The organism is Pseudomonas sp. HLT2-19-2, assembly GCF_054898005.1.
The window spans coordinates 2,226,386-2,251,716 of sequence record NZ_CM142712.1; the positions used below are offsets into that span (position 1 = coordinate 2,226,386).

Genomic DNA, 25,331 nt, shown 5'->3' on the forward strand with positions numbered 1-25,331 from the left:
CAGTCTTGCAGCACCTGTATCAACTTCCCGCTGACGACTCTTTGGCGATAGAAAACTCACTGGTGTAGCCCTGGATCCGCAGGTAAACAAACTTTGGGCAGTGGACGGCTATAGATTCGTTAGTTAATAACTTGAAACAGATACAGGGAAATGAAAACCGGGAATTCGAATAGGCTCGCGTTTTCTATCGTTCATGGATGACGAGGCATAATGTTTAATGCTCTAACGGCCGCTCTATATACACAGCGTTCATTTGCCGAATCTGTTAATCAGAGTCGGCACGCACATTTCATTGTCAAGGCGATACCTGACTGGCTTACAAACACTCACTCAGAAAATCGCGCAGCTTTGAAACAGGCAGTTGGGCCCGCGATGCCTTGGTACGACGTGGCATCAGCGCAACTGCGTGGTGAAATGAACAAGGCGTTTGAAGACAGTTGGGCTTCACACAATGAATTGGATGAAGTCCTGAAAAGACTTCAAGGAATCGAAACGTTCGCGGAAGAACTATTAACCGCTGCATTGAAAGACAAGTACAACATTGCTCTGGATGTCAGAGCGATCTACCTGCGGCTGTACCGTCCCAAGGGTATTGTCGTCGGGTTTGATGTACGGACGCTGTCGCTGCTTGAGGCCTCGCTGCTTAACTTCGAACTTAAAGAAACCCGAACGGGGTATTTCGACAGGGCGAGCGACTTCATTACCAAACCTTCTGACACCGGGCAATTTGAGGTTGTGCCGATCAAATCCAAACTGTCTGTCGAGGCCTTTGCAGCGCTGTGTCGTGAGCTTGATATTGGCGCTCGATATCAGGCTTACCTGAAGGCGTTTTTGGGGTTCGAAAACCCGGTGGCGAGGGCAGTGTTAAAAATTAAAGTCCAGACCAGCCATAGGGATGCGTTGCGTGCCGCCAGCGTGATGGCACTCATGAAGCACGATATCGATCTTGAGACTCACCTTATGCTTATCAGGTTGGTTGAGGGGCACCGAGCGCTGACTTTGCGCGGTAAGCCGATGCACTGCTTTGGGTTGACGATCATGGATGCTGCGCTTTCGGACATCGTCCTAATTGCCGCAGACCTGGACCATAGCCATACGACCGAACAAATCATCGCTTATGTTCCCCATGACCCGCAGCACCCGGTCAAACAGTATTCGTCCATCGCCAGCTTCGCCGCCGAGCTCACCGCTCAACTACGTGGACCTGAGTATCAACGGTTTATCAGCCGGTTTGTCCCGCACCAACAGCGGGGTACTTTCTTTTTCCAGCTCAATGACAAACTTTCGAAGGTTCAATGGCACAAACCGATACCGTTTGAACAAACCCCGCCATGGCGGGCCGAGCCCGTTCAGAATCCGCGTCTGGGGATGGCATATGGCCGAGTCAGCGGTGATTTCTGGACCCATGACTTCCACCAGAAGCTGAATAAAATCCTCAATGACGCGAGGGCAATGGCGGTGCCCACTGACGATGAGGATGAAAAGTCCCGTTGGGCGCGATGGGAGAGCTTTGAGAAAATAGCGTCAGCCGTTCTTGAAGTCGCCGCTTTTGTGGCCGTGCCCTTTGTGCCTTTTGTTGGCGAGCTGATGCTGGCTTATACCGCCTATCAACTGCTCGATGAAACGTTCGAAGGGATTATCGAATGGTCAGAAGGACAGCGAACCGAAGCCGCCGAGCATTTTATCGGCTTGGTTGAAAGCCTCATTCAGCTGGGAACATTCGCGGCAGGCGGCAAATGGGTGGGGGATCTGTTGCCGTTCAAGCCGTCGCCATTTGTCGAACGCATGAAAGTCGTCGAGATCAGCAATTGTCAATCACGGTTATGGCAACCGGACCTTGAGGTTTACAAGCTGCCGGTGCCTCTGGGGGAGAATGCCCGACCTGACACCAAGGGGATTTATCGGCATGAGGGGCGAGAGGTGCTCCCGCTTGATAACAAGTACTTCGCAATCAGGCAGGAACCTGGGCTGGACCAATATCGCATTCAGCATCCCACCCGAGCCGATGCGTATTCACCCAGGCTTACCCATAACGGCGTCGGCGCCTGGACCCATGAGGCCGAACGCCCCGAGACGTGGCGGGGTGTCACGCTCATGCGACGTCTGGGGCACAGCGTCGAGTCATTTACCGATCAGACCCTGGAGCAGATTCGCATTGTCAGCGGCGTCGAAGACGACGTGTTGCGCAAGCTGCATGTCGAGCACGAGCAACCGCCAGCGTTGCTGGTCGAAACCATCAAACGCTTCAAGGTCGACCAAGAAGTTCAGACGTTCATCGAGCAGATGAGCAGCGATGATCCCCAAGTGTTTGGCAATGCTGACCTGAAGACCCAGCTGCAACTGCTGACGCTTCATGGAAAATGGCCGGAGTTGCGCGCGGTCGAGTTACTGGACGGTGACGGTCAGGTGCAATGGCAATACTTGCCGGAGTCGGCCACTGATCCGGTGTTGCAAATCAGAGAGACTCAAGCCGGTCACGACGATTTGGCGAAAACACTGTTGCGTGGGCTGGACGAGCCGCAGATCAAAATCTTGCTTGATGAAGAAACGGGTCTCGGCTCTATTGCCCTTGATGTGCGGGCAGCCAGGCTGCGCAGGGTGATTGCCGGGTTGGCCAAGGACAGAACAGCCACACTGGTCGATGCCCGATACAGGTTCTTCGAGCGCGCTGGCGATACGAGTGCCAATCCGTATGCTCAGTTGTTGCGTATCGACTTTGAGCATTTGCCGCGATCAGTCATGGACGAACTATTGATCAACGCAACCCCTACCGAACTGCTGCAAATGCGCGAAGGTCGGCAAATACCGCTGCGGCTGCGACAGGCTGCCCGTGCTGCGACGCTTGAGCTACGGCTCTTGCGCAGCTACGAGGGGCTATATCTAGAGGCGAGTGAGAGTGTCGATACCGCGCGGTTGGCATTGCATAGCCTGGAACAGTGGAGGGGTTGGTCCCCGGATCTTCGTATCGAGATCCGGGGTATTACGTTTGACGGACCGTTGCTCGACAGTGTCGGGCCCGTCGACTCATCCGTTCGCAAAGTCCTGGTGTTGAGCGATGAGGGCGGATTCCAGTCGTATGACGCCGAAGGTAATTCCCTGCATGGCACCGACAAGTTTTACACGTCAATTTTGCAGGCGTTGCCTGATTCCAGTCGCAAGGCGCTGGGTTACGAAATCGGCCAGGGCGCCCGTCTAAAGCAAACCCTTCAAAAGGCTCCGTTGGCGCAGGAAGAGTTTCGCAAGGTGCTTTTGCAGCAGCCTGTCCGTAAGCCGGTCTATGACCCCTACGTCATGCGTTTGCGTGGAGGCATGCAAGGTTATGAATCGATAGAGGTCGGGCAGGACGGGGCGCCCAGCCCCGGGGAACGTTTCAAAACGCTCTTTCCGGGCACGACGGCGGACACCTTTACCGGTTTCATGCAGTCGTTTACCTCCGAAGCACAGGCACTCGCCGCCATCAGGGAGCGAGAAATGGAGTTCGACGTGCTGAGCAAAGCACTCGATAACTGGGTGGCGATTGAAAGAGGCGACCTTCTTCCAATGGATCAGCGCTATCACAAAGGGCGCTTCGCCAAGACCATCAAACAATGCTGGCAGGCAGGAATGGAATTGTTGCCGCAAGGCTACACCCTGGATTTGAACTTTCATTGGACGAGTGATTTTCTGGAGTATCTGCCTGCCTTGGATGCGAACTTTCGCCACGTCAGCGCGTTGCAGTTCCGCCATGTCGAGTTGCGCACCGATATCACCGGTTTCCTCGGGTATTTTCCGAACTTGAGAATACTGGACTTGAGTGATAATGCCCTGGTCGTGCCACCGCTTGTGCGAGCGAACCTGCCGGCGCTTGAGCATTTGGATCTCTCCAATAACCATTTGATGCTGACCGTTCAAAGTGAGACTGACCTCGGCGGGCTGACGCGTCTGCAAGTCTTGAAGCTGGGCAATAATCCAACATTGGGTTGGCTGCCGGATATCGGCAGGATGCCTGAACTTAATCATCTGGATCTGCACAATACCGGTGTTGCCGATTGGCCCAAAGGCTTGTTTGAGTTACCGCGGCCGCGTTCCTTTGAACTGGACTTGCAAGGCAATCCGATCCAACAGATGCCACACGTCACTCCCGGTTCGGAGCAGGCACGCCTTGTTGCACGAACGCGCCTGAATCGCGATCAGCTCACCGACCAAAGCCGTCAGCAGTTTCAAAACTATATGCGCTCGGTGGGTTATGACCCCACCCGCAGTTACCCGCCCAAGGGTGAGGGAACCAGTGAGTATTGGCTTGAAGGCAGTACTGCAGAACAACGAGTCAGCAGACAAGCGACTTGGGATGAGCTTGAACGGGAATCGAATGCCCAGGGGTTTTTTGAGGTGCTGGAACAGCTCACCGAATCAGCCGATTACGTCGATGACGCCTACCGCCCGGGACTGACAGCAAGAGTGTGGCGAATGCTCGATGCCGCCTCTGAGAACACGCCGCTGCGTGAAGAACTGTTTCGCATGGCGACCAACCCGGACTCTTGCGCAGACGCCGGTGCGCAGATTTTTAATGAAATGGGCAGCAAAGTGCTGGTCTACGAAGCTTATCGGGCAGGCAGTCCTGCGCAGATCGAAGCCAGCCTGGTCACGTTGGCCAAGGGTAAGTATCGACTGGATCAAGTCAATGAAATCGCCCGTGCCACGATTCAGGGCAGGTTGCAGGCAGGGGAAACTTTTCAGGCGGTCGATGACGACGGCGAAATCACCGGAACCATCGATGAAGTGGAAGTCTATCTGGCGTTTCAAACCGGTCTGGCGGATCGGCTGGAGCTGCCATGGCAATCGCGGGACATGTTGTTTCGAGCGATGGCCGGCGTGGACGATGTGCAAGTAGAACAGGCGTATCAGTCGATACTGGGGCTGGAGGCTGGAGATGGGCTGGTGAACCACATCATCGAACAGCGATTTTGGCGCAAGTACTTGAAAAGCCGCTATCCGCGAGAGTTTGCGCAAAACTCGGCGGCGTATAACGAAAAGTACAATGTGTTGCTCGATCGGCAGTTGTCAGGTTCACTTTCGCAGCAGGACTATGTATACAAACTCGCCGAATTGGCGTTCGCGCGTAAGGCTTTACTCAGGACGTTGACCCGCACAGCGATGGACTCGACAAGTATCTGACGGTCACCAGGACCCGCTAATTATCACGGAGGCCAATAAACGCTCCTGCCTTCAGGAGCGTTGACTGATACAAGCTGCCACGTAATGTCCGTGCGTAACATCGTTAACCTGGATACTCCTCAACAATTTTTTTCCACTGGGTATGGGACAAATCTGCTCGCCCTGTTGGAATATTTACTCCGGGTCCACCATTGTAGGAGTTAACCAATATGTTGGCGCAGTTGAAACAGCCCGGAAAAGCTGTTGCGGCTTTTACGTTAACCAATTTTTGAGTGACGATGGTGAGGTTATCAAGTTGTTGGCCAAGATTGGGGATCATCAGCGCGGCGATGTTAAGCATCTTAACCTCTGCATGAAAACCCGGAAGCCCTGCACCTTGGGGGATATATCCACCGCTTTGAGTGATATGACTTTCAACGAGCTCTCTCGTCAATGGGTGGAGCGGAGACGCTTCATATTCGACTCCGCTCATGTCCACTGTCTCCTTCGTGCTCTCCTTATAAATTTTCACTGGGAACGTTTTATCGTTGAACGCTGTTTCGTATTGTTTATTCAATGCAGGGAGGAATTGATGTGGTTCGACTTTCAATATCCCGAGATTTGCTGGATTGCCGGATCCCATGGCAGCGTCAAACGGTTTATGAATCGAGACGCCAGGTATGCCTGCCACTCCGCCTTTGGGTAGCGATATGTTGAAAACGTCAGTAGCACTGACGGTATTTTCAGGATTCCCATCCGAGTATTCAAAACCGGCATGGGCGACAAGATCCCCAAGCACTTTCTTCGAAAACCTGGCATCTGGAACTTTCTTGTAGTGATCCTCCGCCGCTTTCTTCTGTTTGGTCACAGTCCCGCCGGTGGGTGGTGGGTGCAAAGTGTAGGTTGTCAATATTGATGTGGTCCTGTTACTCATGTGCTGCGAAAAATCTCCGGCCAGTCCCCACTTATCTACAAGCGTCATCGGGTTATTGCGCACCATCGCATACAGATTCAACCCATCCACATCCCCCGCCGGATCGGCGCTGACCCAGCGTTGCAACCACGGCGCGTAATAGCGTCGTCCGTAGTAGTAAAGTCCAGTGTCATCCATCTCCTTACCTGAGTAACGGATGGTTTTATAGCTGATTCCAGCTACCGAGCCCCGAGTCAAAAAGGCGGTGCCACCGAATGGATAATATTCTTCATGACTGATAGGGCGGGCGTGTTGATCGAGCTCCGTGAGGCTGGAACCCAGGTTGTCATCGAGGATGTAACGCACCTGATTGTTATCAATATCGTCAGGTTTATTGCTCACCCAATGCAGGCAACGCACGCGGCCAAGGCTGCTCGGCAAAGTGATGACATGCAGCGCTTCACCCGTTTCGCGGGTGCGTATCTCCAGTCCGTTAAGGTAGAGCACTTCATGGAAATGGGTGGTCGATAGCGTATGAGTTTCATGGCGTTTATAGATCCGTTCGCCATTGCTGTAGCGATAGGTTTCTTTATCGTCGAGGCTGGACTGGCGTTCGATCAGTGTTATGGATGACGGCTCATCACGGTTGTTCCAGAACAGGGTCTGTCCCGGTTGCAAGGTCTGGAGATTGCCGTGGCGGTCGAACAACGTTTCGAAATTCGGTTCGGGATCTTCCGGTTTCCAGCGCACGCCACGATTGCTCGACGGGTCAATGCGCATCTGGTGGGTGTAGCCACCTACCGCACGGGTATGGGTCAACTTGATCAGGTTGCCGCCCGGGTCGTAGTCGTATAGCTGTTTATAGTTAAGGTGATTGTTGGGATCGCTCGGCAACGGGCGGCCCGGCATGTCAGTTGACGGGGTGTCGTCATGTCCCGTGGCGCTGATTAGCCGGTACAGCGAGTCATAGGTGAACTCGCGGTGGCCATCGATGTACTGATTGGCGAAGAACACCGGTTTAAACATGTGATCGTCGATGCCCAGCACATTCCCGACCGGATCATAGAAATACTCGAGATTTTGCAACAAGGGCTGACCGGGTACACCTGCCTCCATGTTCGTCAGCCGACCATCTGCCAAGTCGTAGATCCAGGTCCTGGCCACCTTATTGCCGGTGAGTTGTTCAATGGTCTGGCCGGCGGCGTTGTATTGAGCGTCTTCAAGGATTTCCAGCACCGGTCCGTCGGCATTGATTTGGAGTGTCACTTGCTTGAGTTGCCCGGCAATGTCGTAGCGAGAAAGTTGCTGATGGCCGCCCGCGTCAGTCTGGTTAAGAGGCTGACTGGTTGCGCCGTAAGACCATGTTGTGGTGTAGACATTGTCATCCAGTGGTGTGCGGACTTCTTCAAAGGGGAGGCCATGCAGGCTGAAGCGCTTGAATTCAACAGAGCCCGAAGGATCGACCTTCTTGCATAACTGACTGCGCAGGTTGTTTCCAGGCTCTGCATCGCCCTGCGCATAAGTAAAAACTTCGACGTTCGTCTGAGCATTTTCATCGACCGTCAATAGACGCAATTTTTCATCGTAGGTGTTTCGCCACTGATTACCGCGCTCATCCCAACGCTGAAGGATTTCACCGGCCATTCCGGGCAGGTTCAGGCGCCAACCGGCATCGACGCTGTCAACCTTGATGGCTTGGCCGGATAGCCCGTGGACATTCGTCAGGTTAGGTCTGGGAGAACCGGCCAAACGTGGATCGCATTGGGTTTTTACCCTGCCCGCGACGTCATATCCCTGTCGGGTAATGAGCGATTCCACTGATGCTTCAACCTTGCGCAGATAAGCTACCTGGCGGATCGACAGGCCACGACCGTCATAAACTTCAAGCAAGGGGGTGTTCCGATGCTCGGCGAGATTCATTGTTCAATCTCCTGCGATGCTGTGCACCGGTACTTGCGAAAGGTTTTTTGATGAATTGATACTATCAATGCAACCTCAGTGTGTGACCTGTCATATCTGACAGGTCGGTTGGATGCTTTAGACCGAGTATGTTGCAAGTGACGAGTGTTTATTTCGGTCGGATCTCAATACAGCGTCCACGCACGTAATCGCGCAATGACGCGTAGAATTGCGCCTTGAATCAAATCTAGAGGTTGCAGTGGTGGATTTACAGCAGGGCTTCGTCCTGACCCGGCATTGGCGCGATACCCCGGCCGGTACGGAAGTCGAGTTCTGGCTGGCGACCGATGTCGGTCCCCAGCGGATCCGCCTGCCTCATCAACCGTCGGTGGCGTTCATCCCCGCAGTGCAACGAGAGCAGGCCGAAGTGCTGCTGCGCGGCGAAAAGAACGTCGAGCTACGCCCTTTGGCATTGCAGGATTTCGAGCACCGTCCGGTGCTTGGCTTGTATTGCCAGCAGCACGGTCAGTTGATGCGTCTGGAAACCGCACTGCGCAAGTCGGGCGTCGACATGTTCGAAGCCGACGTGCGTCCGCCGGAACGCTACATGATGGAGCGTTTCATCACCGCGCCGGTCCGGTTCAGTGGCACGCCGAATACCGTGGGTCTGCTGCTCGATGCGCAGATGAAACCCGACCCCGATTACCGCCCAAGCCTCAGGCTGGTCTCCCTGGACATCGAAACCACCGCTCAGGGCGAGTTGTATTCCATTGCCCTGGAAGGCTGTGGTGAGCGCCAGGTCTACATGCTCGGCCCGCCCAACGGTGATGACAGCGAGGTGGATTTCCAGCTCGAATACTGCGACTCCCGAACCCTGCTGCTGAAAAAACTCAACGAGTGGTTCGCCCGCCACGACCCCGACGCGATCATCGGCTGGAACGTTGTGCAGTTCGACCTGCGCGTACTCCATGAACACGCCCGGCGCCTGGCAGTGCCGCTGAAGCTGGGCCGTGGTGGCGAAGAAATGCAATGGCGCGAACACGGTAGCCGCAACCATTACTTCGCCTCGGCCGCCGGCCGGCTGATCATCGACGGCATCGAGTCCCTGCGCTCGGCGACCTGGAGTTTCCCCTCGTTCAGCCTGGAAAACGTCGCGCAAACCCTGCTCGGCGAGGGCAAGTCGATCGACAATCCGTATCAGCGCATGGACGAAATCAACCGCATGTTCGCCGAGGACAAACCGGCCCTGGCCAAGTACAACCTCAAGGACTGCGAGCTGGTGACGCGGATTTTCGCCAAGACCGAGTTGCTGACCTTCTTGTTGGAACGGGCTAGCGTCACCGGATTGCCGGCAGACCGCAGCGGCGGCTCGGTGGCGGCGTTTACGCACCTTTACATGCCGCTGATGCACCGCCAGGGTTTCGTTGCACCGAACCTTGGGAACAAGCCAGCGCAGGCCAGCCCCGGCGGTTTTGTCATGGACTCGCAACCGGGCCTGTACGAGTCGGTGCTGGTGCTCGACTACAAAAGCCTCTATCCATCGATCATCCGTACCTTCCTCATCGACCCGGTGGGCTTGATCGAGGGGCTTAAACATCCCGCTGACAGCGAGTCGGTGCCGGGCTTTCGTGGCGCACGCTTTTCAAGAACCCGACACTGCCTGCCCGCTATCGTTGCCCGGGTTGCCGAAGGCCGGGAAACCGCCAAGCGTGAATACAACGCGCCGCTGTCCCAGGCCTTGAAGATCATCATGAACGCGTTCTACGGCGTGCTCGGTTCCAGCGGTTGCCGCTTCTTCGATACACGCCTGGCGTCGTCCATTACCTTGCGCGGCCACGAGATCATGCTGCGTACCCGACAGCTGATCGAAGCCCAGGGCCACACGGTGATTTACGGCGACACTGACTCGACCTTCGTCTGGCTGCGCCGCGCGCACGGTCAGCAGGAAGCCGCACAGATTGGCCGCGCGCTGGTGGATCACGTCAACCAGTGGTGGCGCGAGCATGTGCAGCAGGAATACGGTCTGGACAGTGCGCTGGAGTTGCAGTTCGAAACCCACTACAAGCGCTTTCTGATGCCGACCATTCGCGGTGCCGAGGAGGGCAGCAAGAAGCGCTATGCGGGGCTTGTGACCCGCGCCGATGGCACCGATGAAATGATCTACAAAGGCCTGGAAACCGTGCGCACCGACTGGTCGCCGCTGGCCCGGCAGTTTCAGCAGGAGTTGTACCTGCGCATCTTCAATCGCAAACCCTATCAGGATTATGTGCGCGACTACGTGCGCAAGACGTTGGCGGGAGAATTCGACGACCGCCTGATCTACCGCAAGCGCCTGCGCCGCACCCTAGATGACTATCAGCGCAACGTGCCGCCCCACGTGCGGGCCGCGCGAATAGCCGATGATTACAACGATCAGCAGGGTCGCCCGCGGCAATATCAGAACGGTGGCTGGATCAGCTACGTGATCACCGTCGCCGGGCCCGAACCGCTGGAAATCCGCAGCGCGCCCATCGACTACGACCACTACGTCACCCGGCAACTGCAACCGGTGGCGGACGCGATTCTGCCCTTCGTGGACGACGACTTTTCAACCTTGATTGGGGGGCAACTGGGCCTGTTTTGAATCCAGCAGTGACAACGTCCAGTCATCCGTCATGCCGTGGAAATACCGGTCCAGTGCTTGATGAAAGTCGCTGTTAGCGCCGGCAACCTGGGCGAACAGCGTCATGGATGAGTGAAACTTGAGATCGTCGGGGTGGCCGAAGATGGCGGCAGAGCTTTTTTCGATGTTCAGCACCAACTGTGTGCAGGTGCGCAATCGTGAACCCAGCAGCGGATGATTCAAGTACGCCGCCGCTTCCTCTTCGGAACGAATGGCAAAGTGGCGGGACATCTCGCTGCCGCCTAACCCTGCGAATTGCGGAAAGATGAACCACATCCAGTGGCTACGCTTGTGACCCTCCTTCAGCTCGGTCTGGACCCGTTTAAACACCGGGTCCTGGGCCAGGATAAAGCGTTGCAGATTAAAGGAATCGAGCTGATCGGTGCTTCTCATGCAGAAGCCCTCTGACAAAACTGCGATGGCTCAGACCATGGCCAACCGCTGTTTGTGTTGTGGCGCGCGAAACGCGTGGTCCAGCGCCTCCAGATCCCCAGCTTCGAGCCGTAATTGCGCGGCTTGCGCATTCAGTTGCACATGTTCAGGTTTGACCGCTTTGGGGATGGCGATCACACCTTCCTGTCGCAGAATCCATGCCAGCGATACTTGGGCAGGCGTCACCCCGTGACGGGCGGCAACCTGCTTGAGGGTTGAATTGACCAGCATATGCCCACCCTGGCCAATCGGACAGTAGGCCATGACTGGCAGGTTTTGCTGCTGGCACCAGGGCAGCAAGTCGAACTCGATGCCGCGTTCCTCCAGGTTGTAGAGCACCTGATTGGTAGCGCAGGCCGGTGAGGCCAATTCCTCCAGGTCGTCGACGTCGAAATTGGAGACGCCCCAGCGACCAATCTTGCCTTCTTCGCGCAAACGTTCAAAGGCCTCGACCGTTTCTTCGAGGGGATACTGGCCGCGCCAGTGCAGCAGGTAGAGATCGATGTAATCGGTATCCAGTCGCTGCAGACTGCGCTCGCACGCTTGTGGGATGCCTTTGCGGCTGGCGTTGTGCGGGTAAACCTTGCTGACGAGAAAGACTTTGTCACGCCTGCCGGCGATGGCTTCACCGACCACTTCCTCAGCAGCGCCCTCGCCGTACATTTCAGCGGTGTCGATGAGGTTCATGCCCAATTCGATGCCCAGGCGCAATGCAGCCACTTCTTGGGTGTGTCGGGAGCGATCTTCGCCCATGCGCCAGGTGCCTTGGCCGATGACCGGTACATTGACGCCGGCCAATTCGAGGGTCCGCATCAAAACCTCCTTTCTGAATTTCGATCGATACTTTAGTGGGCAGCAGAATAGCCCGGTGGTTCCGTCGAGCACCAGAAAGGAGGTAACAGCAATTGCGTCGTCGGCGCAGGCCGAAATACGCGGTGCAGCATGCTCGTCACCGCCCACGGTAGTCGGCTCGAGTTCTACATGACGGAGCAAGGAAGTGCATAAAGATAGATCGCATCGATATAAGTGGTTATAAGAAAAATCGCTATGCTGCGGGCCAGATTTTTTATGCGTTTTTTGTGGGCGTGTTAATGGAATTCGGTAATTTCGGTTTAGTCATTGCAGGTCTGGTGGTCGGTTTTATTGTCGGGATGACTGGCGTAGGTGGCGGTTCGTTGATGACCCCCATTCTGTTGTGGTTCGGCGTCAATCCGGCCACCGCAGTGGGCACGGATTTGCTGTACGCGGCGATTACCAAGTCCAGTGGCGTGCTGGTTCATAGAAAGAACAAGAACATCGATTGGGCAATTACCGGTTGGTTGACCCTCGGCAGTGTGCCGGCGGTGGCGCTGACGCTGTGGTTCCTGAGCACCTTGCAGACATCACCCGAGGCGATGAACGCTGTTATCAAACAGGCGTTGGGCTTTGTCCTGTTTGCAACGGCGCTGGCGATTTTCTTCAAGAAACGCCTGCTCGATTTCGCCCATAAGCGTGCGGGTGGCAATTACAACCCCAGCGGCAACCGCTTGAATGTACTGACCGTGATCACCGGCCTGGTCCTCGGCACCATAGTTGCCCTGACCTCCATCGGCGCTGGCGCCTTGGGCACCGTCGCGTTGTTCATTCTTTATCCGCTGCTGCCAACCCGCCGTCTGGTGGGCACGGAAATCGCGCACGCGGTACCGCTGACCTTGGTTGCAGGCCTCGGCCATGCGAGCATGGGCAACATGGATTGGCATGTGCTGGGTTACTTGCTGGTCGGTTCGCTGCCGGGGATTTACCTGGGCAGCCACCTGACTGGCCGCATCTCCGATGAAGTGTTGCGTCCTTGCCTGGCCACGATGCTGGTGCTGATCGGTTACAAACTGGCCTTTTAGCCGACACAGGTTCCAGAAACAAACCACCTCCTGCGCCGTATAGGTGCTACGGTTGAAAGCCCGCCTTCATTTACCCGTGAATGACCTGTCGGCATTTCCCGTGATCGACAAGAGGTGGCACGTGTACAGGCTGATCGCTGAATATCAAAGCCTCGAAGCCGGGTATTGCCTCGACACACTGTTGTGACTGCCCTGCCCAAAAGCCTGCCGCTGATTCTCAGTGAGCTGCGCACCGCGACGACCCGGCAGCATCAAGTGCTGGAAAAACGCATTCCGTTTTTCACCGCCGATTTATTGCTCTACACCCGCCTGATCAAGGCTTACTACGGTTTTTATCGGCCGCTGGAAAACCTGCTGTGCCAGATGGCGATGACCATTCCCGGTCTGGACTGGCTGATTCGTAGCAAAACCCCATCGCTTGAAGCCGATCTGTATGCCTTGGGTCTGGACGCGGGCGCCATCGATGCCATCCCCCTCTGCCAGTTTTCCCTTCAGCCCCGCTCCGTTGCCGATGTGCTGGGCGTGCTGTACGTCCTTGAAGGCGCGACACTGGGCGGTCAATCGCTGCGCAACGGCCTGTACTCGCGCCTCGGTGTCGACGAACACATGGGCGGCCGCTTTTTTGCGGTGTACGGCACGTCGACTTTGCTGATGTGGCGCGGTTTCCTGGCGTGCCTGTATGAGGTGTGTGATCCCGTTGAACGGGCGGCGTCGGTGACCGCGGCCCAGGCGACTTTCGAGGCCTTCGAAGGTTGGCTCGAGCAGTGCGAGGTATTGGTATGAATCGCCTCACTGATGAGCAACTCGACGCTGCGCTCGCCGAGTGCGCCCGCGAAGCGATCCGGACTCCAGGGTCGATCCAACCCCATGGCGTTCTGCTGGTACTGAGTGAGCCTGAGTTGATCATCCAGCAGATCAGCCGCAATTGTGCGTCGTTGCTCGGTCAGACGGCGGCGGCTTTATTGCAGCACCCTTTGACGATGCTGTTGGGTGCCACGGCGGCAGAGCAGGTTCGTCACGCACTGTTGTTGAATGATCTGGAGGATGCCAATCCGTTGGTGCTGGAGATAGGGGCGCAGCGGTTCAACGGATTGCTCAACCGACATGACGGCGTGATTATTCTTGAACTGGAGCCGTTGCACGACGCTGCGCCGGACAACACCGGCATCCTGCTTCGGGCCTTGCGGCGGATGCAGGCCGCCAGCACGCTGGACGACTTGTACACCGTCAGTGTCGATGAAGTCCGCCGCCTGACCGGCTTCGACCGGGTGATGATTTATCGTTTCCAACCGGCGGGGCATGGGCAAGTCATTTGCGAGGCACTGGGCGGTGTGCTACCCGGTTACCTGGGGCAATGTTTCCCCGCCTCGGACATTCCAGCGCAGGCGCGTGAGTTGTATCGCCTGAACTGGATCCGGGTGATCCCGGATGCGCGCTATGTGCCGGTGCCGATTCTTCCGGTGTTGCGCCCTGACACCGGACAGCCGCTGGACTTGGGGTTTTCGGTCCTGCGCAGCGTGTCGCCGGTGCACTGCCAATACCTGGAAAACATGGGCGTGCGGGCCTCCATGAGCTTGTCTTTGCTTGCGAGCGATCAGCTTTGGGGACTGATCACGTGTGCCCATCCTGAACCGCTGCGGGTGAGCCATTCGGTGCGCACGATGTGCGCTGCGATCGCCCAGTTGCTCAGTGTGCAGATCATGGCACTGCACACCCGGGACGAACAGCGTCAGCGTGAACAGAAATCCCGGCTGATCACTGAACTGACCGCAGCGATGCGCCTGGCTGACAGCGACGTGCTGGAGGGGCTGCTCAACCACCCGCAGCCATTGCAAGCCCTGACCGGGGCCAGTGGCGTCGCCGTATTGATCGAAGACCGCTTGCAGCTGTTCGGTGAGTGCCCGACGGTTGAGCAGGTACGAGCCCTTTACCTGTGGGTGCGCGAGCAATGCCTGGCAAGCGGCGAGCCGCTGTTGACCGACCACCTGCAAGGCCTGCACGGTGCCAGCGCCCTCTACAGTGACGTGGCCAGCGGTCTGTTGGCGTTCGTGCTGCCCAAACCGGTGGACAACGGCGTCCTGTGGTTCCGCCCGCAGCTGCGCTCCAGCATGAAGTGGAGCGGCAATCCTGATGAACATTTCAGTGCCGCAGGCGACAACCGTCTGCAACCGCGTACATCCTTTGCGCTGTGGGAACAGCAAGTGGAGGGCAGGGCGCGCGAATGGAGCGCGGCGGATGCTTATGCGGTCAGTGAGCTACGCCGCAATGCCATCGAAAACGACCTCGCCCGTCAGGTGCTCCGCGAGCATGAAGCGGTCCGCGAGCGTGATGAGTTGGTGGCGATGGTGTCCCATGACCTGCGCAATCCGATGACCATTATCATCATGCAATGTGGAATGATGCAGCGCCTGGTAGCCAAGGACGAAGGCAAACATACCGTGCGCCTGAGCGCGGCCTTGGGCACCATGGAGGAAGCCACCGCAAGGATGAATACCCTGATTGCCGATTTGCTGGACAAGTCGAAACTCGATGCAGGCAAGTACCCACTCGAGTGCAAGCCGCTGGATGTGGTCAACCTGCTTGAAGAGGCCTGTGGGTTGCTGGTGACCCTCACGACCCACAAAAACATCGAGCTCAACTGCAGCAGTTCTGAAGGCTTGAGCATCGACGCCGATCCCCAGCGTTTGTTCCAGGTGCTGTCGAACCTGTTGGGCAACGCAATTAAATTCACCCCCACGGGCGGACGTATTGACCTCAGCGCCCGCCAGGTAGACGGCAAAGTGCTGATCTCGGTGCGCGACAACGGCGGCGGTATACACGCCGTGCATTTGCCGCACATCTTCGAGCGCTACTGGTCGGTTCGTGACGGTAATCCCAACGGCAGTGGCCTGGGATTGTACATCTGCCGCAGCATTGTGCAGGCGCATGGCGGAGAGCTTTGGGCCGAGAGCGAACCAGGGATTGGCAGCGTGTTTACCTTTTCCATTCCGGCGTTGGCGGCTGACGCGGCCTAGGGCCGGGTCATAATCTCCAGCAGATGCCCGTCCGGGTCATCGAAGTAAACCCGCCGGCCACCGCCGTAATCGTTGATCTGGTTCGGTCGCTGCTTGCCGGGGTCAGCCCACCAGGGTTGCTTTCGTGCTTGCAGGCGGGCGAAGGCCGCATCGAAATCGTCGTCACCGATCAAAAACGCGTAGTGCTGGGAGGCAATCGGCGGGTCATTGTCGTAGAAGTCCAGCGACACACCGTTGTCGAACGTGACGATCAGCATCGGGCCGAAGGGTTCGGGGCTGGGCAGGCCAAGGATTTCTGCCAGGTAGTTTGCTGATGTCTGCTTGTCACGGCACCAGACAATGGTGTGGTTCAGCTGAGCGCTCATGCAGTGGTCCTCACGGCGGATCAGGGCGTTGTTGTTGAGCTATGAGATTAGCTCAGCCTGTTGCGCAATGACCGCCCTGGCCTAAGCTTTGGGCAAGGCTAGACACAATTGCGGTGCGTCACCCGGAACGAACGCCGCGATGCGCAATCATTAGAGCGTGGATATCAAAAGGAGATGCGCATGCTCATCAGGTCATTGACCCTGACTACCCTGCTGGCTTTCGCCGGCCCCTTGTTCGCCGCCGATGGCGACTCACCTCTGGATATGGACAAGGGCAGGGCGCGGCCACTGATTGTTATTGCTTCCAGCACGGTTGATCCGGTGTGGGTTGGTCTGAAAAAGTCGCTGGCCGATCCGGCCAACAAGGAGGGTGTCGCCCAACGCAATATCAGGGTGTACACCGTGCTGAACATGTTCGGTCAGCTCGACGGCAAGGATCTCGGCCAACAGGACACCATGGCACTGATCCGCTCGCTTAAACTCGGTGCCGGGGCGTTGCCCAAGGTTATCCTGGTGGGCAAGGACGGCGAAAAGAAATTCGAGAGTTCGGGGGATGAATCAAAATCGGTCGATTTGAAGAAAATTTTCGAGACCATCGACGCGTTGCCAGTGACCGAGAAAGAAGCTGCAGCGCCGACGGTCGCGACGCCTGTTGTAGCCGAACCGGCCGCCAAGGGTTCCAAAGGCGCAAAACCGGGCAAACCGGACAAACCCGCCAAGCCTCCTGAAATGCCGGACGATTGAACCCGGACCTTCGCCATCTGCTACAAGAGTGCGCGACCTCAAGAGGTCGCCCATTTTTTGCTCGGTAGCTGCTAAAAAAACCGGGTGTTCCAGGGTGAGATGTATTGGCTTCTATTGGTCTCGGAAATTTCCTGCAAGTCCTGTCGGACTTCATGAACTGGTTTCTGTCAGAGCGCACCGCTAGCCTTCGTCAGCCACCGCAAAATCGCGGTCGGACGTGGGAGTCCGCGACACTGAGGGATCCAGGGACGAAAAACACCAATGGCACAATAAGGAGCTCGTCTGTGAAAAAATTCAGCAAGAATCAACCGAAAACCCTAACCGACGCCGATCATCTCGGTCCCGCGAAGCCGTGTGAAACCTCAAAAGACGCAGTCATTCGAAATTCCACGCGTACCGCCACGACCAAGCAGATCTTCACTGTTGCCCCCGGTGTCGACACACTAGCCCTGCTAAATCAGGCCTGTGAAACCCTTGCCTCCCTGAATGTCCTGATTGCGAATTTTACCGGCAAACTGGAAGGCTCGAACCGCAATGTGCTGCTGTCGATTCAGCAATTGGCGTCGGTCGCCGAGTTGTTGGTGAATCAGGCACGGGAAAATCTTGATCCGAGAAGCGATGCGCCTGACGCTCAACCGCCGACTCGGCATTGAGCTGACGCAGTAACGACAAGGGGCGACCTCAAAGGGGCGCCCATTGTTATTACTGACATTGACACCCGCGCGACAGGCAAGTGATTGTCTCCAGAGAACGATCTATTTGAGTAGTGCGCTCAATATTTTGTGAGCGATCTTGATTCGCTCAGGGTTCGGGTAGTTTTTGTTGGCCAGGATCACGATGCCGATGTCTTTCGACGGTACGTACGCCACATAGGCACCGAAGCCGCTCGTTGAACCGGTTTTGTTAATCAGTACGTTTTTCGGTTGAGGTTGCGGCGGGGTCAGCCACTGGACTTCGTGAGCCTCCATCGCCATCTGCGTCGAGTTACCCGCCAGCAATGTATCGAGGGTGACCGGGTAGTTGTAGAACTCCCAACCCAACCCCTGAGTCATCTCGCCCACCTTGTAGTAACCGGAATGCGTCGTGGCGACTGCCCGCTGCAGCGGATCTTCAAGGCTGGTCGGTTTCATGTTCGCTTCAACATAACGAATCAGGTCCGCGGCGCTGGTTTTCACGCCATAAGCCTCCGAATCCAGTGCCCCCGGTCCAACCCGCACAGGCTTGTCATCCTTGTTGTAACCCTGAGCGTAAAGTCCCATTTCAGCCTGTGGCACCTTGAGGTAGGTGTGCTTTAGCCCGAGTTTCGGCAGCAGGGACTTCTCCATCAGCTCATCAAACGGCTGGCCCATGCTTTTGGCCGCCAGATAACCGAACAACCCCAGGCTCGGGTTCGAATACTGCCGATGGGTGCCGGCGGCATAGGTCGGTTTCCACTGTTTGAAATAGCTGAGCATCTTGTCCGGTGCATCGGCATCGCCGGGGAATTGCAGCGGCAGGCCGCCAGCACTGTAGGTGCCCAGTTGCAGCACGTTGATGTTATCGAACGCGCTACCACGCAGTTCCGGCAGAACAATGCTGGCCTTGTCGGACAGGGACAGTTTGCCGGTGGACTGAGCGTAGGCGGCGAGGGTAGCGGTGAAGGTTTTGCTCACCGAACCGATCTCGAACAGGGTGTCTTTGGTGACGGCTTTGCCGTTTTCCTTCGAGGCCACGCCGTAGTTAAAGTAATGCGATTGGCCGTTGACGGTGATGGCCACGGCTATTCCGGGAACGGCCTGGGCTTGCATGACCGGTCGTATGGCGGCATTCACCACCGTCTCGATTTGATCCTGTGCGACACATTGGCCGGTGGCGAGCACCGCCACGCAAACGGCGAGAGTCTTCAGCCTATTCATGTTGGTTTTGTCCGTCATTGATTCGATTGCGTGCGATTTTAGGGTGTTAAACGCTACGCTCCGAGCGTTTTTTAAATCCGGCCGCCCATAGACGGGCCGGGCTGATTGTTAATAGGCTAGGCGCGACCGCTGAATTAGCGCTGCCCGAGCTTGCTCAAGTCCACTGCACCGCGCTCGGCGGCATTGACGCGGGTTCGCGGGATCATGGCGCCGCCCAAGTGCTGCATGATTTCGGTGAAGCACACGTTGCCCGTGGCTACAGACGTTCGATTTGCGCATCACCATCCACGCCGTCACGGGCCTTGAAGCTGCGCTGCTTGATCTCTTGGGTCAGCACCTGGACGTGCTGGTGGCCGCCCTGCTCGGTGAAGGTCAGCAGCACGATGAGGTGAAGATGCCGGGTTATCTGTTTTATGTCGGTGATCAACTGGCCAACCTTGAGCACGAGGCGATTCTCAACGCCATCAAGCGCCAGGATCCGGATGCAGCGCGGGCGGCCATGTTGTTGCACCTGACCAACAGTCGCGACCGGTTTTCGGCTGATCGCTGGCCACCGTTTGTCTACTCGATAGCACCTCATCCGTGACCCTGCTTCCAACGAATACGGCCCAGATTTGCTGGACCTCATCAGTGAGGTGCGTCATGGCTAACGACTCGATGTTCCAGGGTGGAACGCCCAATACCGACCCTACCAAACCCATGCCCGGCACCGACGAGCCGACCCTGGATCACGACGCGCCCCCCGGCATGGACCCTTCGCTGGACCCGGCTGAGGCTGACGCAGACCGACCTGAAGACTGGATGGATCCTGAAGCGGCCGATGACGTTCCTCCGGCAGATGAGCCGACACCGCTATCCGATGACAGGCGATAAACAGAACCCGGCCAGTGCGCCGGGTTTTTATGCCGTGCAGTTCAACCGCGTCATCGTTCATCGCCGGCAAGCCCGCTCCCACAGGTTTTGAGTCGGATGAGAATAATGTGATCGCCACAGACCCTGTGGGAGCTGGCTTGAACTGGTCCAGTAATTTTGGACATTTTTTTCGGTTCTCACGCCGCCAACTTTTCCGCTGCTCCAGATTCAAGGTGAACACACTGACCAACACAACCAGCGCCAGTTGCACATGAATCTAAACTGCGCCCACATCCCGCATCAACAACCCAAACCCCAAATCCACCGCATCCGGAATCGGCAGATACACCGTGTGCCCATCCCCCGGCGCCACCTCGATCGGCTCGCCTTTGACGTTTTGCAACTGATTCAAGTCGAATTGGAAGTTGCCCTTGGGCGTCATCAGTTCCATGTGATCACCCAGGCCAAATCGATTCTTCACCTTGACTTCCGCCATCCCGTCACGCCGCTCACCAGTCAGCTCGCCGACAAACTGCTGCCGCTCCGACACCGAACTGCCGTGCTGGTAGTTCTGGTATTCGTCATGCACATGCCGCCGCAGAAAACCTTCGGTGTAGCCGCGCTGAGCGAGGGATTCCAGATCCGTCATCAGGCTGCGGTCGAACTCGCGACCGGCCACCGCGTCGTCGATCGCCCGGCGATAAACCTGAGTGGTCCGCGCGCAATAAAAGTGGGATTTGGTCCGGCCCTCGATTTTCAACGAGTGCACACCCATCTGTGTCAGTCGCTCGACGTGCTGCACCGCGCGCAGATCCTTGGCATTCATGATGTAGGTGCCGTGTTCATCTTCAAAGGCCGGCATTAGTTCGTCGGGGCGGTTGGCTTCCTGCAGCAGGAACACCTGATCGGTCGGGGCGCCTATGCCCAGGGTCGGTTCAGGCTGGAAAGTCTGAACGATCTCGCCCAGCTGATTTTCCGTGGCCTGCTGCGCCGAATACTTCCAGCGACAGGCGTTGGTGCAGCTGCCCTGGTTGGCGTCGCGCTTGTTCATATAGCCCGACAACAGGCAGCGACCGGAATAGGCCATGCACAAGGCGCCGTGGACAAACACCTCCAGCGCCATCGCCGGAACCTGCTCGCGGATCTCGGCGATTTCTTCCAGGGACAGTTCCCGCGACAGGATGATCCGGCTCAAGCCTTGTTGCTGCCAGAACTCGACACTGGCCCAGTTCACCGTGTTGGCCTGCACCGACAAGTGAATCGGCATCTGCGGATAATGCCGGCGGACCAGCATGATCAGACCCGGGTCGGACATGATCAGCGCGTCCGGCGCCATGGCAATTACCGGCGCCAGGTCTTTGAGGAAGGTTTTCAGTTTGGCGTTGTGCGGGGCGATGTTCACTACCACATAAAAGCGCTTGCCCTGAGCCTGGGCCTCGTGAATGCCGAGGGCGAGATTGGCGTGATCGAATTCGTTATTGCGCACCCGCAGGCTGTAACGCGGCTGGCCGGCGTACACCGCATCGGCGCCATAGGCGAAGGCATAACGCATGTTTTTCAGGGTGCCCGCGGGGGCGAGCAGTTCCGGGGGGAGCAGGGTCATGGCAGTGTCGGTCACAAAAGCCGCCGAGAATAAGCGGCTTGCCCCAAAGATTCATTGATCTGGATCTATGCTTGATGAACAAACGGATGGCACTCGCGCGAACCGTGGCGGACTAAGCATCAGGACGGCTCTTCAGTACAAGAGCCTGCGCCCCGCGGACTGACACGGATCGGACATGAACGAAAAGACACTGCAAAACAAATCACTGGCGATTTTACTGGGACTGGTCACCGCCGCTTTCATCTGGATCTTGCTGCCGTTTTACGGTGCGGTGTTCTGGGCGGTCATCCTCGGCATCCTCTTCGCGCCCCTGCAACGTCGACTGCAACTGAAGTTCGGCTGGGAGCGCAACTTGACGGCGCTGCTCACCCTGAGCATCTGCATGGTGATCGCGATCCTGCCGGTGATCATCCTTAGTATCTTGCTGGTTCAAGAAGGGGCCGCGCTGTACAAGAGCATCGAAAGTGGCGAACTGGACATCGCCGGGTATTTGACGCATTTCAAACACAGCCTGCCGCCGTACTTTCAGCATGTGCTCGATCGGGCCGGGGTTGGCGAGCTGGATGGGTTGCGGGAGAAGATCATCAAGAGTGCAGTGACAGGCAATGAGTTCATCGCCAACAAAGCCTTCAGTTTTGGTCAGGGTACGTTCGAATTCGTGGTGGGTTTTTTCATCATGCTCTACCTGCTGTTCTTCTTTCTGCGGGACGGTGCCGAACTGGCGCGAAAAGTTCGCGCCGCTGTGCCGCTGCAGGAGCACCAGAAACGTCGCTTGCAACTGAAGTTCAATCGCGTGGTGCGGGCGACAGTGAAGGGCAACCTGCTGGTGGCAATCACGCAAGGCGCGTTGGGGGGGTTGATTTTCTGGTTTCTGGACGTCCCGAGCGCGTTGCTCTGGGCGGTATTGATGGCGTTTCTATCCCTGTTGCCAGCGGTGGGGGCGGGGATCGTCTGGGCACCGGTGGCGGCGTTTTTCCTGTTCGCCGGGGCGATCTGGCAGGGCGTGGTGCTGGGGCTGTTCGGGGTTTTTGTGATCGGTCTGGTGGATAACGTACTGCGACCGATCCTGGTGGGCAAGGATACAAAGATGCCGGACTATCTGATCCTTATCTCGACCCTTGGCGGTCTGGCGGTCTTCGGCCTCAATGGTTTTGTAATCGGGCCGCTGATCGCCGCGCTGTTTATGTCGAGCTGGTCAATCTTCATGGAAACCAAGCCGCGGGTGCAGTTGCCTTAAACGCTGAGTTGGCCTTGGCCGATACGTTGCGACAATGCCTGGGCGGCCGGCAGCGAGGTGAGCGGGCCGCTGATCGGTTCGCCGTCCTGCACCAGATACCAACAGGCGAGCAATCCCAGCTCTCTGAGCGGTGCGGGAACGGCGCTGCCGATAACGGACATGATCTGAACCTGGGACATAAGTACCTCCATCAATCTATGGAGCTACCTTACGGACCGGACACTTGAACGGACAATCAACGCTTTCGATAGTCGTCATTGACGCCAATGAATTATCGGTTCAGTCGACCACCAGATCCAGCATATGGACCACTTCCTGCTCGTTGAGCAGGCCTTTTCGCACCAGGTTTTCTGCGAGCAGCGAAAGAAACTTGGCGCTGCGATGGCCTTCCAGGTGCTTGAGTTCGGTCAGTGTGTTGTACACCTTGCTGGAAGTGCACAAGCCGACAATGCGGTGCGGATTTTGCGTGGGCATGAGGTCGTCCTTGTTTTTATCAATCTGTTGTTAGCGGACAGATCCCAGAGTGCGGACCTGACATGACATAAATATGACCGCTTTCCCCAAAATGGGGGAAGGGTGGCGAGTCAATCTTGCCAACTTGAACCGCAAAGACTGTCCCGACAGCGACCTTGGCGAGATTTATCCAGACCTCTACCGACAGACGGTCGCAAAAAAAGGCCCCGCTGATGAGGCGGGGCCTATGATTCTGTTACCAGCGGTCATAACCGTGGGGGTGGCCGTAGTAACCACGCGGTGGACCGTAGTAACCACGTGGCGGACCATAGTAAACCGGTGGCGGGCCGTAATAGACCGGTTGTTGCACGTAGACCGGGGCCGGCTGGTAATAAACCGGTGGAGGTTGTTGTATGTAAACCGGCTGAGGCTGAGCGTACACCGGTTGCTGTACATAGACCGGGCGGTTGCTGTTGATGATGGCCGAACCGACGATGGCCGAGCCGATGATCGCACCAAACACCGCCGGACCTTGCCAACCGTGACCGCCGCCAGCTTCTGCCTGCCCTGCGATAGCAAAAGCACCGATCAGCAAGGCCACTGTGGGGATTTTACGGATCATGAAAACTCCTCGGTTCTTCGACCCGGCGCTTGCGTCTGCAATAGACCCAAGGATTGTCGCGGGGATACTTCTAAGACAGCGTTTTTTTTAAATCAGCACAGCCGTTGGGTAAATTTTGTGTAAGGTCTGTACTAGCATCTTTACGGTCCAGTGATGCTGCGCGCAGACACGCCGTTATGATCGATCAGACCCGATGGAATGGCTAATCCCGTCTATCTGAAAGTGCTATTGAAGGAGATATTCATGCAGATGAACCCCAACAGAGATACCCAGCTGTGCATGTCGCTTTCCGGGCGCCCCGGCAATTTTGGCCTGCGGTTTCACAATCATCTGTATGAGCAACTGGACCTGAATTTTTACTACAAGGCCTTCAGCAGCCAGGATCTTCCAGGCGCCGTTGGCGGCATTCGCGCCTTGGGGATTCGTGGTTGCGGCGTGTCGATGCCGTTCAAGGAGGCGTGCATTGCGCTGGTCGACGAACTGGCCCCCTCCGCTGCGGCCATTCAATCGATCAACACCATCGTCAACACTGACGGCCATCTCAAGGCTTACAACACCGACTACATCGCGATCGCCCAGTTGCTTGAAACCCACGAGGTGCCGAAGGAATCGTCCTTTGCCCTGCGCGGCAGCGGCGGCATGGCCAAGGCTGTGGCCAGTGCCTTGCGCGATGGTGGCTACAAAAATGGCCTGATCGTTGCCCGTAACGAGCGTGCCGGACGTGCGCTGGCCGAATCGCTGGGCTATCAATGGCAAGCGGAGCTGGGCTCGAAGCGCAAGCAGATGCTGATCAACGTCACACCGATTGGCATGTCCGGCGGTCCCGAGGTCGATCAGCTGGCGTTCGATGCTGAAACCATCGCTGCTGCCGAGACTGTCTTCGATGTAGTGGCAGTCCCCTCGGAAACACCGTTGATTGTGCGCGCTCGTGCTGAAGGCAAGCGAGTGATCACCGGGCTGGAAGTGATCGCGATCCAGGCGCTGGAGCAGTTCGTGCTGTACACCGGCGTGCGGCCGACCGATGTGCAGTTTCACAACGCAGTGGAATTTGCCCGCAGTAGCCTTGGCTATCCTGCTGCCCAGCAAGCGAAACCGTGACCGAGGTTATTCATGCATCCTGCCATTCTTAATCTGGATCAAGCCGAACTTGAGGCGCTGCCCGAAGCGTTTGCCCCTACGGGAGACACCGCCGGCCGCTATCAACAACGACAGGCGCGCATCGGCCAGCAACTCGGCGCGCAGAAATTGGGTTGTCGCCTGTACGCGCTGGAACCGGGGATGCGTGGCAGCCCGTTTCACAGTCATCGGGTTAACGAAGAGATGTTTTACATCGTGGCCGGGGAAGGGGAGATTCGCTTGGGTGCCGAACGCTTTCCCGTTCGCGCCGGGGATGTCATTGCCTGCCCGCCGGGCGGCCCTGAAACCGCACACCAGATCATCAACACCAGCAACGGTGAGCTGCGCTACCTGGCGGTCAGCACCCAGCAATCACCCGAGATTTGCGAGTACCCGGATTCTGGCAAGTACGTGGTGATGGACGACTTCAAGGTCGACGCCGAAGGCAATGCCTCGGGCTTCGTCGCCGTCGCCCGGCCGGCTGACGGTGTGGATTATTGGGACGGCGAGTAGC

Annotated in this window: 19 protein-coding genes and 4 pseudogenes; 13 read left to right on the plus strand and 10 right to left on the minus strand. The window is 57.1% G+C overall.

Translation table 11 applies throughout. The annotated features are described in order from the left end of the window. Positions 1–210: 210 nt before the first annotated feature. Complete coding sequence (locus ACYZTU_RS10285; RefSeq protein WP_461969890.1) at positions 211–5,154, plus strand: NEL-type E3 ubiquitin ligase domain-containing protein; 4,944 nt, start codon at positions 211–213, stop codon at positions 5,152–5,154. Positions 5,155–5,257: 103 nt separating this feature from the next. Here ACYZTU_RS10285 and ACYZTU_RS10290 read toward each other — a convergent pair whose 3' ends face one another. Then, entirely contained in the window at positions 5,258–7,966 is a 2,709-nt protein-coding gene (locus ACYZTU_RS10290; protein ID WP_461969892.1) for an RHS repeat-associated core domain-containing protein, read from the minus strand. A gap of 241 nt (positions 7,967–8,207) precedes the next feature. Between ACYZTU_RS10290 and ACYZTU_RS10295 the strand changes: the two genes are divergently transcribed. Further along, the gene (locus ACYZTU_RS10295; protein WP_461969894.1) at positions 8,208–10,568 is read left to right on the plus strand and encodes a DNA polymerase II; all 2,361 of its coding nucleotides are present in this window, start codon (positions 8,208–8,210) and stop codon (positions 10,566–10,568) included. Here ACYZTU_RS10295 and ACYZTU_RS10300 read toward each other — a convergent pair. Both ACYZTU_RS10300 and ACYZTU_RS10305 read right to left on the minus strand, forming a co-directional pair. Next, positions 10,533–11,000: a DUF1810 domain-containing protein gene (locus tag ACYZTU_RS10300; RefSeq protein ID WP_461969895.1), complete on the minus strand. Its 468-nt coding sequence runs from the start codon at positions 10,998–11,000 to the stop codon at positions 10,533–10,535. The two genes, ACYZTU_RS10295 and ACYZTU_RS10300, sit on opposite strands and share 36 nt — an antisense overlap. A gap of 30 nt (positions 11,001–11,030) precedes the next feature. Then, positions 11,031–11,852, minus strand: a complete 822-nt coding sequence (locus tag ACYZTU_RS10305) for an aldo/keto reductase (RefSeq protein ID WP_461969897.1) — start codon at positions 11,850–11,852, stop codon at positions 11,031–11,033. A gap of 278 nt (positions 11,853–12,130) precedes the next feature. Here ACYZTU_RS10305 and ACYZTU_RS10310 point away from each other — a divergent pair, with 278 nt between their 5' ends. The 4 genes and pseudogenes from ACYZTU_RS10310 to ACYZTU_RS10325 form a co-directional block, all read left to right on the plus strand. Further along, positions 12,131–12,916 carry a sulfite exporter TauE/SafE family protein gene (locus ACYZTU_RS10310; protein ID WP_461969898.1) on the plus strand — a complete coding sequence of 262 codons (786 nt, stop codon included), beginning with the start codon at positions 12,131–12,133 and terminating at the stop codon, positions 12,914–12,916. A gap of 183 nt (positions 12,917–13,099) precedes the next feature. Beyond that, entirely contained in the window at positions 13,100–13,699 is a 600-nt protein-coding gene (locus ACYZTU_RS10315; RefSeq protein WP_461969900.1) for a biliverdin-producing heme oxygenase, read from the plus strand. Beyond that, positions 13,696–14,040, plus strand: a pseudogene (locus tag ACYZTU_RS10320) (ATP-binding protein); the annotation flags it as partial. The gene ACYZTU_RS10315 and the pseudogene ACYZTU_RS10320, both read left to right, overlap by 4 nt. Positions 14,041–14,106: 66 nt before the next feature. After that, a pseudogene (locus ACYZTU_RS10325) lies at positions 14,107–15,906 on the plus strand (ATP-binding protein); the annotation flags it as partial. Between the two features lie 20 nt (positions 15,907–15,926). Here ACYZTU_RS10325 and ACYZTU_RS10330 read toward each other — a convergent pair. After that, on the minus strand, positions 15,927–16,295 hold the full coding sequence (locus ACYZTU_RS10330) for a VOC family protein (protein WP_461969902.1): 369 nt from the start codon (positions 16,293–16,295) through the stop codon (positions 15,927–15,929). A gap of 180 nt (positions 16,296–16,475) precedes the next feature. Here ACYZTU_RS10330 and ACYZTU_RS10335 point away from each other — a divergent pair, with 180 nt between their 5' ends. Continuing rightward, positions 16,476–17,039 (plus strand): DUF4174 domain-containing protein, encoded by a 564-nt coding sequence (locus ACYZTU_RS10335; RefSeq protein WP_461969904.1) that lies wholly within the window; start codon positions 16,476–16,478, stop codon positions 17,037–17,039. Positions 17,040–17,323: 284 nt separating this feature from the next. Further along, complete coding sequence (locus ACYZTU_RS10340) at positions 17,324–17,692, plus strand: DUF6124 family protein (protein WP_461969906.1); 369 nt, start codon at positions 17,324–17,326, stop codon at positions 17,690–17,692. Positions 17,693–17,794: 102 nt separating this feature from the next. On the opposite strand, the gene ampC is transcribed toward ACYZTU_RS10340, so the two are convergent. Next, entirely contained in the window at positions 17,795–18,952 is a 1,158-nt protein-coding gene (gene ampC / locus ACYZTU_RS10345) for a class C beta-lactamase (protein ID WP_461969908.1), read from the minus strand. 122 nt (positions 18,953–19,074) lie between these two features. Further along, positions 19,075–19,191 (minus strand): annotated as a pseudogene (locus ACYZTU_RS10350) (GntR family transcriptional regulator); the annotation flags it as partial. On the opposite strand from ACYZTU_RS10350, the pseudogene ACYZTU_RS10355 reads away from it, so the two are divergent. Both ACYZTU_RS10355 and ACYZTU_RS10360 read left to right on the plus strand, forming a co-directional pair. Next, a pseudogene (locus ACYZTU_RS10355) lies at positions 19,191–19,520 on the plus strand (FCD domain-containing protein); the annotation flags it as partial. The pseudogenes ACYZTU_RS10350 and ACYZTU_RS10355 overlap by 1 nt on opposite strands. A gap of 56 nt (positions 19,521–19,576) precedes the next feature. Beyond that, the gene (locus ACYZTU_RS10360) at positions 19,577–19,807 is read left to right on the plus strand and encodes a hypothetical protein (RefSeq protein ID WP_461969910.1); all 231 of its coding nucleotides are present in this window, start codon (positions 19,577–19,579) and stop codon (positions 19,805–19,807) included. A 256-nt stretch (positions 19,808–20,063) separates the two neighbouring features. Here the strand turns inward: ACYZTU_RS10360 and trhP are convergent, their stop codons facing one another. Next, on the minus strand, positions 20,064–21,389 hold the full coding sequence (trhP, locus tag ACYZTU_RS10365) for a prephenate-dependent tRNA uridine(34) hydroxylase TrhP (protein ID WP_461969912.1): 1,326 nt from the start codon (positions 21,387–21,389) through the stop codon (positions 20,064–20,066). 175 nt (positions 21,390–21,564) lie between these two features. On the opposite strand from trhP, the gene ACYZTU_RS10370 reads away from it, so the two are divergent. Continuing rightward, positions 21,565–22,626 (plus strand): AI-2E family transporter, encoded by a 1,062-nt coding sequence (locus ACYZTU_RS10370; RefSeq protein ID WP_461969914.1) that lies wholly within the window; start codon positions 21,565–21,567, stop codon positions 22,624–22,626. On the opposite strand, the gene ACYZTU_RS10375 is transcribed toward ACYZTU_RS10370, so the two are convergent. The 3 genes from ACYZTU_RS10375 to ACYZTU_RS10385 form a co-directional block, all read right to left on the minus strand. Continuing rightward, positions 22,623–22,805: a hypothetical protein gene (locus ACYZTU_RS10375; protein WP_449644004.1), complete on the minus strand. Its 183-nt coding sequence runs from the start codon at positions 22,803–22,805 to the stop codon at positions 22,623–22,625. The two genes, ACYZTU_RS10370 and ACYZTU_RS10375, sit on opposite strands and share 4 nt — an antisense overlap. A 100-nt stretch (positions 22,806–22,905) precedes the next feature. Beyond that, positions 22,906–23,100, minus strand: a complete 195-nt coding sequence (locus ACYZTU_RS10380) for a hypothetical protein (protein WP_449644003.1) — start codon at positions 23,098–23,100, stop codon at positions 22,906–22,908. 235 nt (positions 23,101–23,335) lie between these two features. After that, positions 23,336–23,701 (minus strand): hypothetical protein, encoded by a 366-nt coding sequence (locus tag ACYZTU_RS10385; RefSeq protein WP_461969916.1) that lies wholly within the window; start codon positions 23,699–23,701, stop codon positions 23,336–23,338. 243 nt (positions 23,702–23,944) lie between these two features. Here ACYZTU_RS10385 and ACYZTU_RS10390 point away from each other — a divergent pair, with 243 nt between their 5' ends. Then, entirely contained in the window at positions 23,945–24,799 is an 855-nt protein-coding gene (locus ACYZTU_RS10390) for a shikimate 5-dehydrogenase (protein WP_461969918.1), read from the plus strand. 12 nt (positions 24,800–24,811) lie between these two features. Continuing rightward, entirely contained in the window at positions 24,812–25,330 is a 519-nt protein-coding gene (locus ACYZTU_RS10395; protein ID WP_461969920.1) for a cupin domain-containing protein, read from the plus strand. Position 25,331 lies beyond the last annotated feature (1 nt).

Excerpts from the sequence above, each read along its gene's own strand:
- ACYZTU_RS10390 (WP_461969918.1), top strand. The coding sequence starts at position 23,945 with ATGCAGATGAACCCCAACAGAGATACCCAGCTGTGCATGTCGCTTTCC.
- ACYZTU_RS10310 (WP_461969898.1), top strand. The coding sequence starts at position 12,131 with ATGGAATTCGGTAATTTCGGTTTAGTCATTGCAGGTCTGGTGGTCGGT.
- ACYZTU_RS10300 (WP_461969895.1), bottom strand. The coding sequence starts at position 11,000 with ATGAGAAGCACCGATCAGCTCGATTCCTTTAATCTGCAACGCTTTATC.
- ACYZTU_RS10385 (WP_461969916.1), bottom strand. The coding sequence starts at position 23,701 with ATGATCCGTAAAATCCCCACAGTGGCCTTGCTGATCGGTGCTTTTGCT.
- ACYZTU_RS10395 (WP_461969920.1), top strand. The coding sequence starts at position 24,812 with ATGCATCCTGCCATTCTTAATCTGGATCAAGCCGAACTTGAGGCGCTG.
- ACYZTU_RS10360 (WP_461969910.1), top strand. The coding sequence starts at position 19,577 with ATGGCTAACGACTCGATGTTCCAGGGTGGAACGCCCAATACCGACCCT.
- trhP (WP_461969912.1), bottom strand. The coding sequence starts at position 21,389 with ATGACCCTGCTCCCCCCGGAACTGCTCGCCCCCGCGGGCACCCTGAAA.
- ACYZTU_RS10285 (WP_461969890.1), top strand. The coding sequence starts at position 211 with ATGTTTAATGCTCTAACGGCCGCTCTATATACACAGCGTTCATTTGCC.
- ACYZTU_RS10290 (WP_461969892.1), bottom strand. The coding sequence starts at position 7,966 with ATGAATCTCGCCGAGCATCGGAACACCCCCTTGCTTGAAGTTTATGAC.
- ACYZTU_RS10370 (WP_461969914.1), top strand. The coding sequence starts at position 21,565 with ATGAACGAAAAGACACTGCAAAACAAATCACTGGCGATTTTACTGGGA.
- ACYZTU_RS10375 (WP_449644004.1), bottom strand. The coding sequence starts at position 22,805 with ATGTCCCAGGTTCAGATCATGTCCGTTATCGGCAGCGCCGTTCCCGCA.
- ACYZTU_RS10335 (WP_461969904.1), top strand. The coding sequence starts at position 16,476 with ATGCTCATCAGGTCATTGACCCTGACTACCCTGCTGGCTTTCGCCGGC.
- ACYZTU_RS10330 (WP_461969902.1), bottom strand. The coding sequence starts at position 16,295 with ATGAGCGCTCAGCTGAACCACACCATTGTCTGGTGCCGTGACAAGCAG.
- ampC (WP_461969908.1), bottom strand. The coding sequence starts at position 18,952 with ATGACGGACAAAACCAACATGAATAGGCTGAAGACTCTCGCCGTTTGC.
- ACYZTU_RS10305 (WP_461969897.1), bottom strand. The coding sequence starts at position 11,852 with ATGCGGACCCTCGAATTGGCCGGCGTCAATGTACCGGTCATCGGCCAA.
- ACYZTU_RS10380 (WP_449644003.1), bottom strand. The coding sequence starts at position 23,100 with ATGCCCACGCAAAATCCGCACCGCATTGTCGGCTTGTGCACTTCCAGC.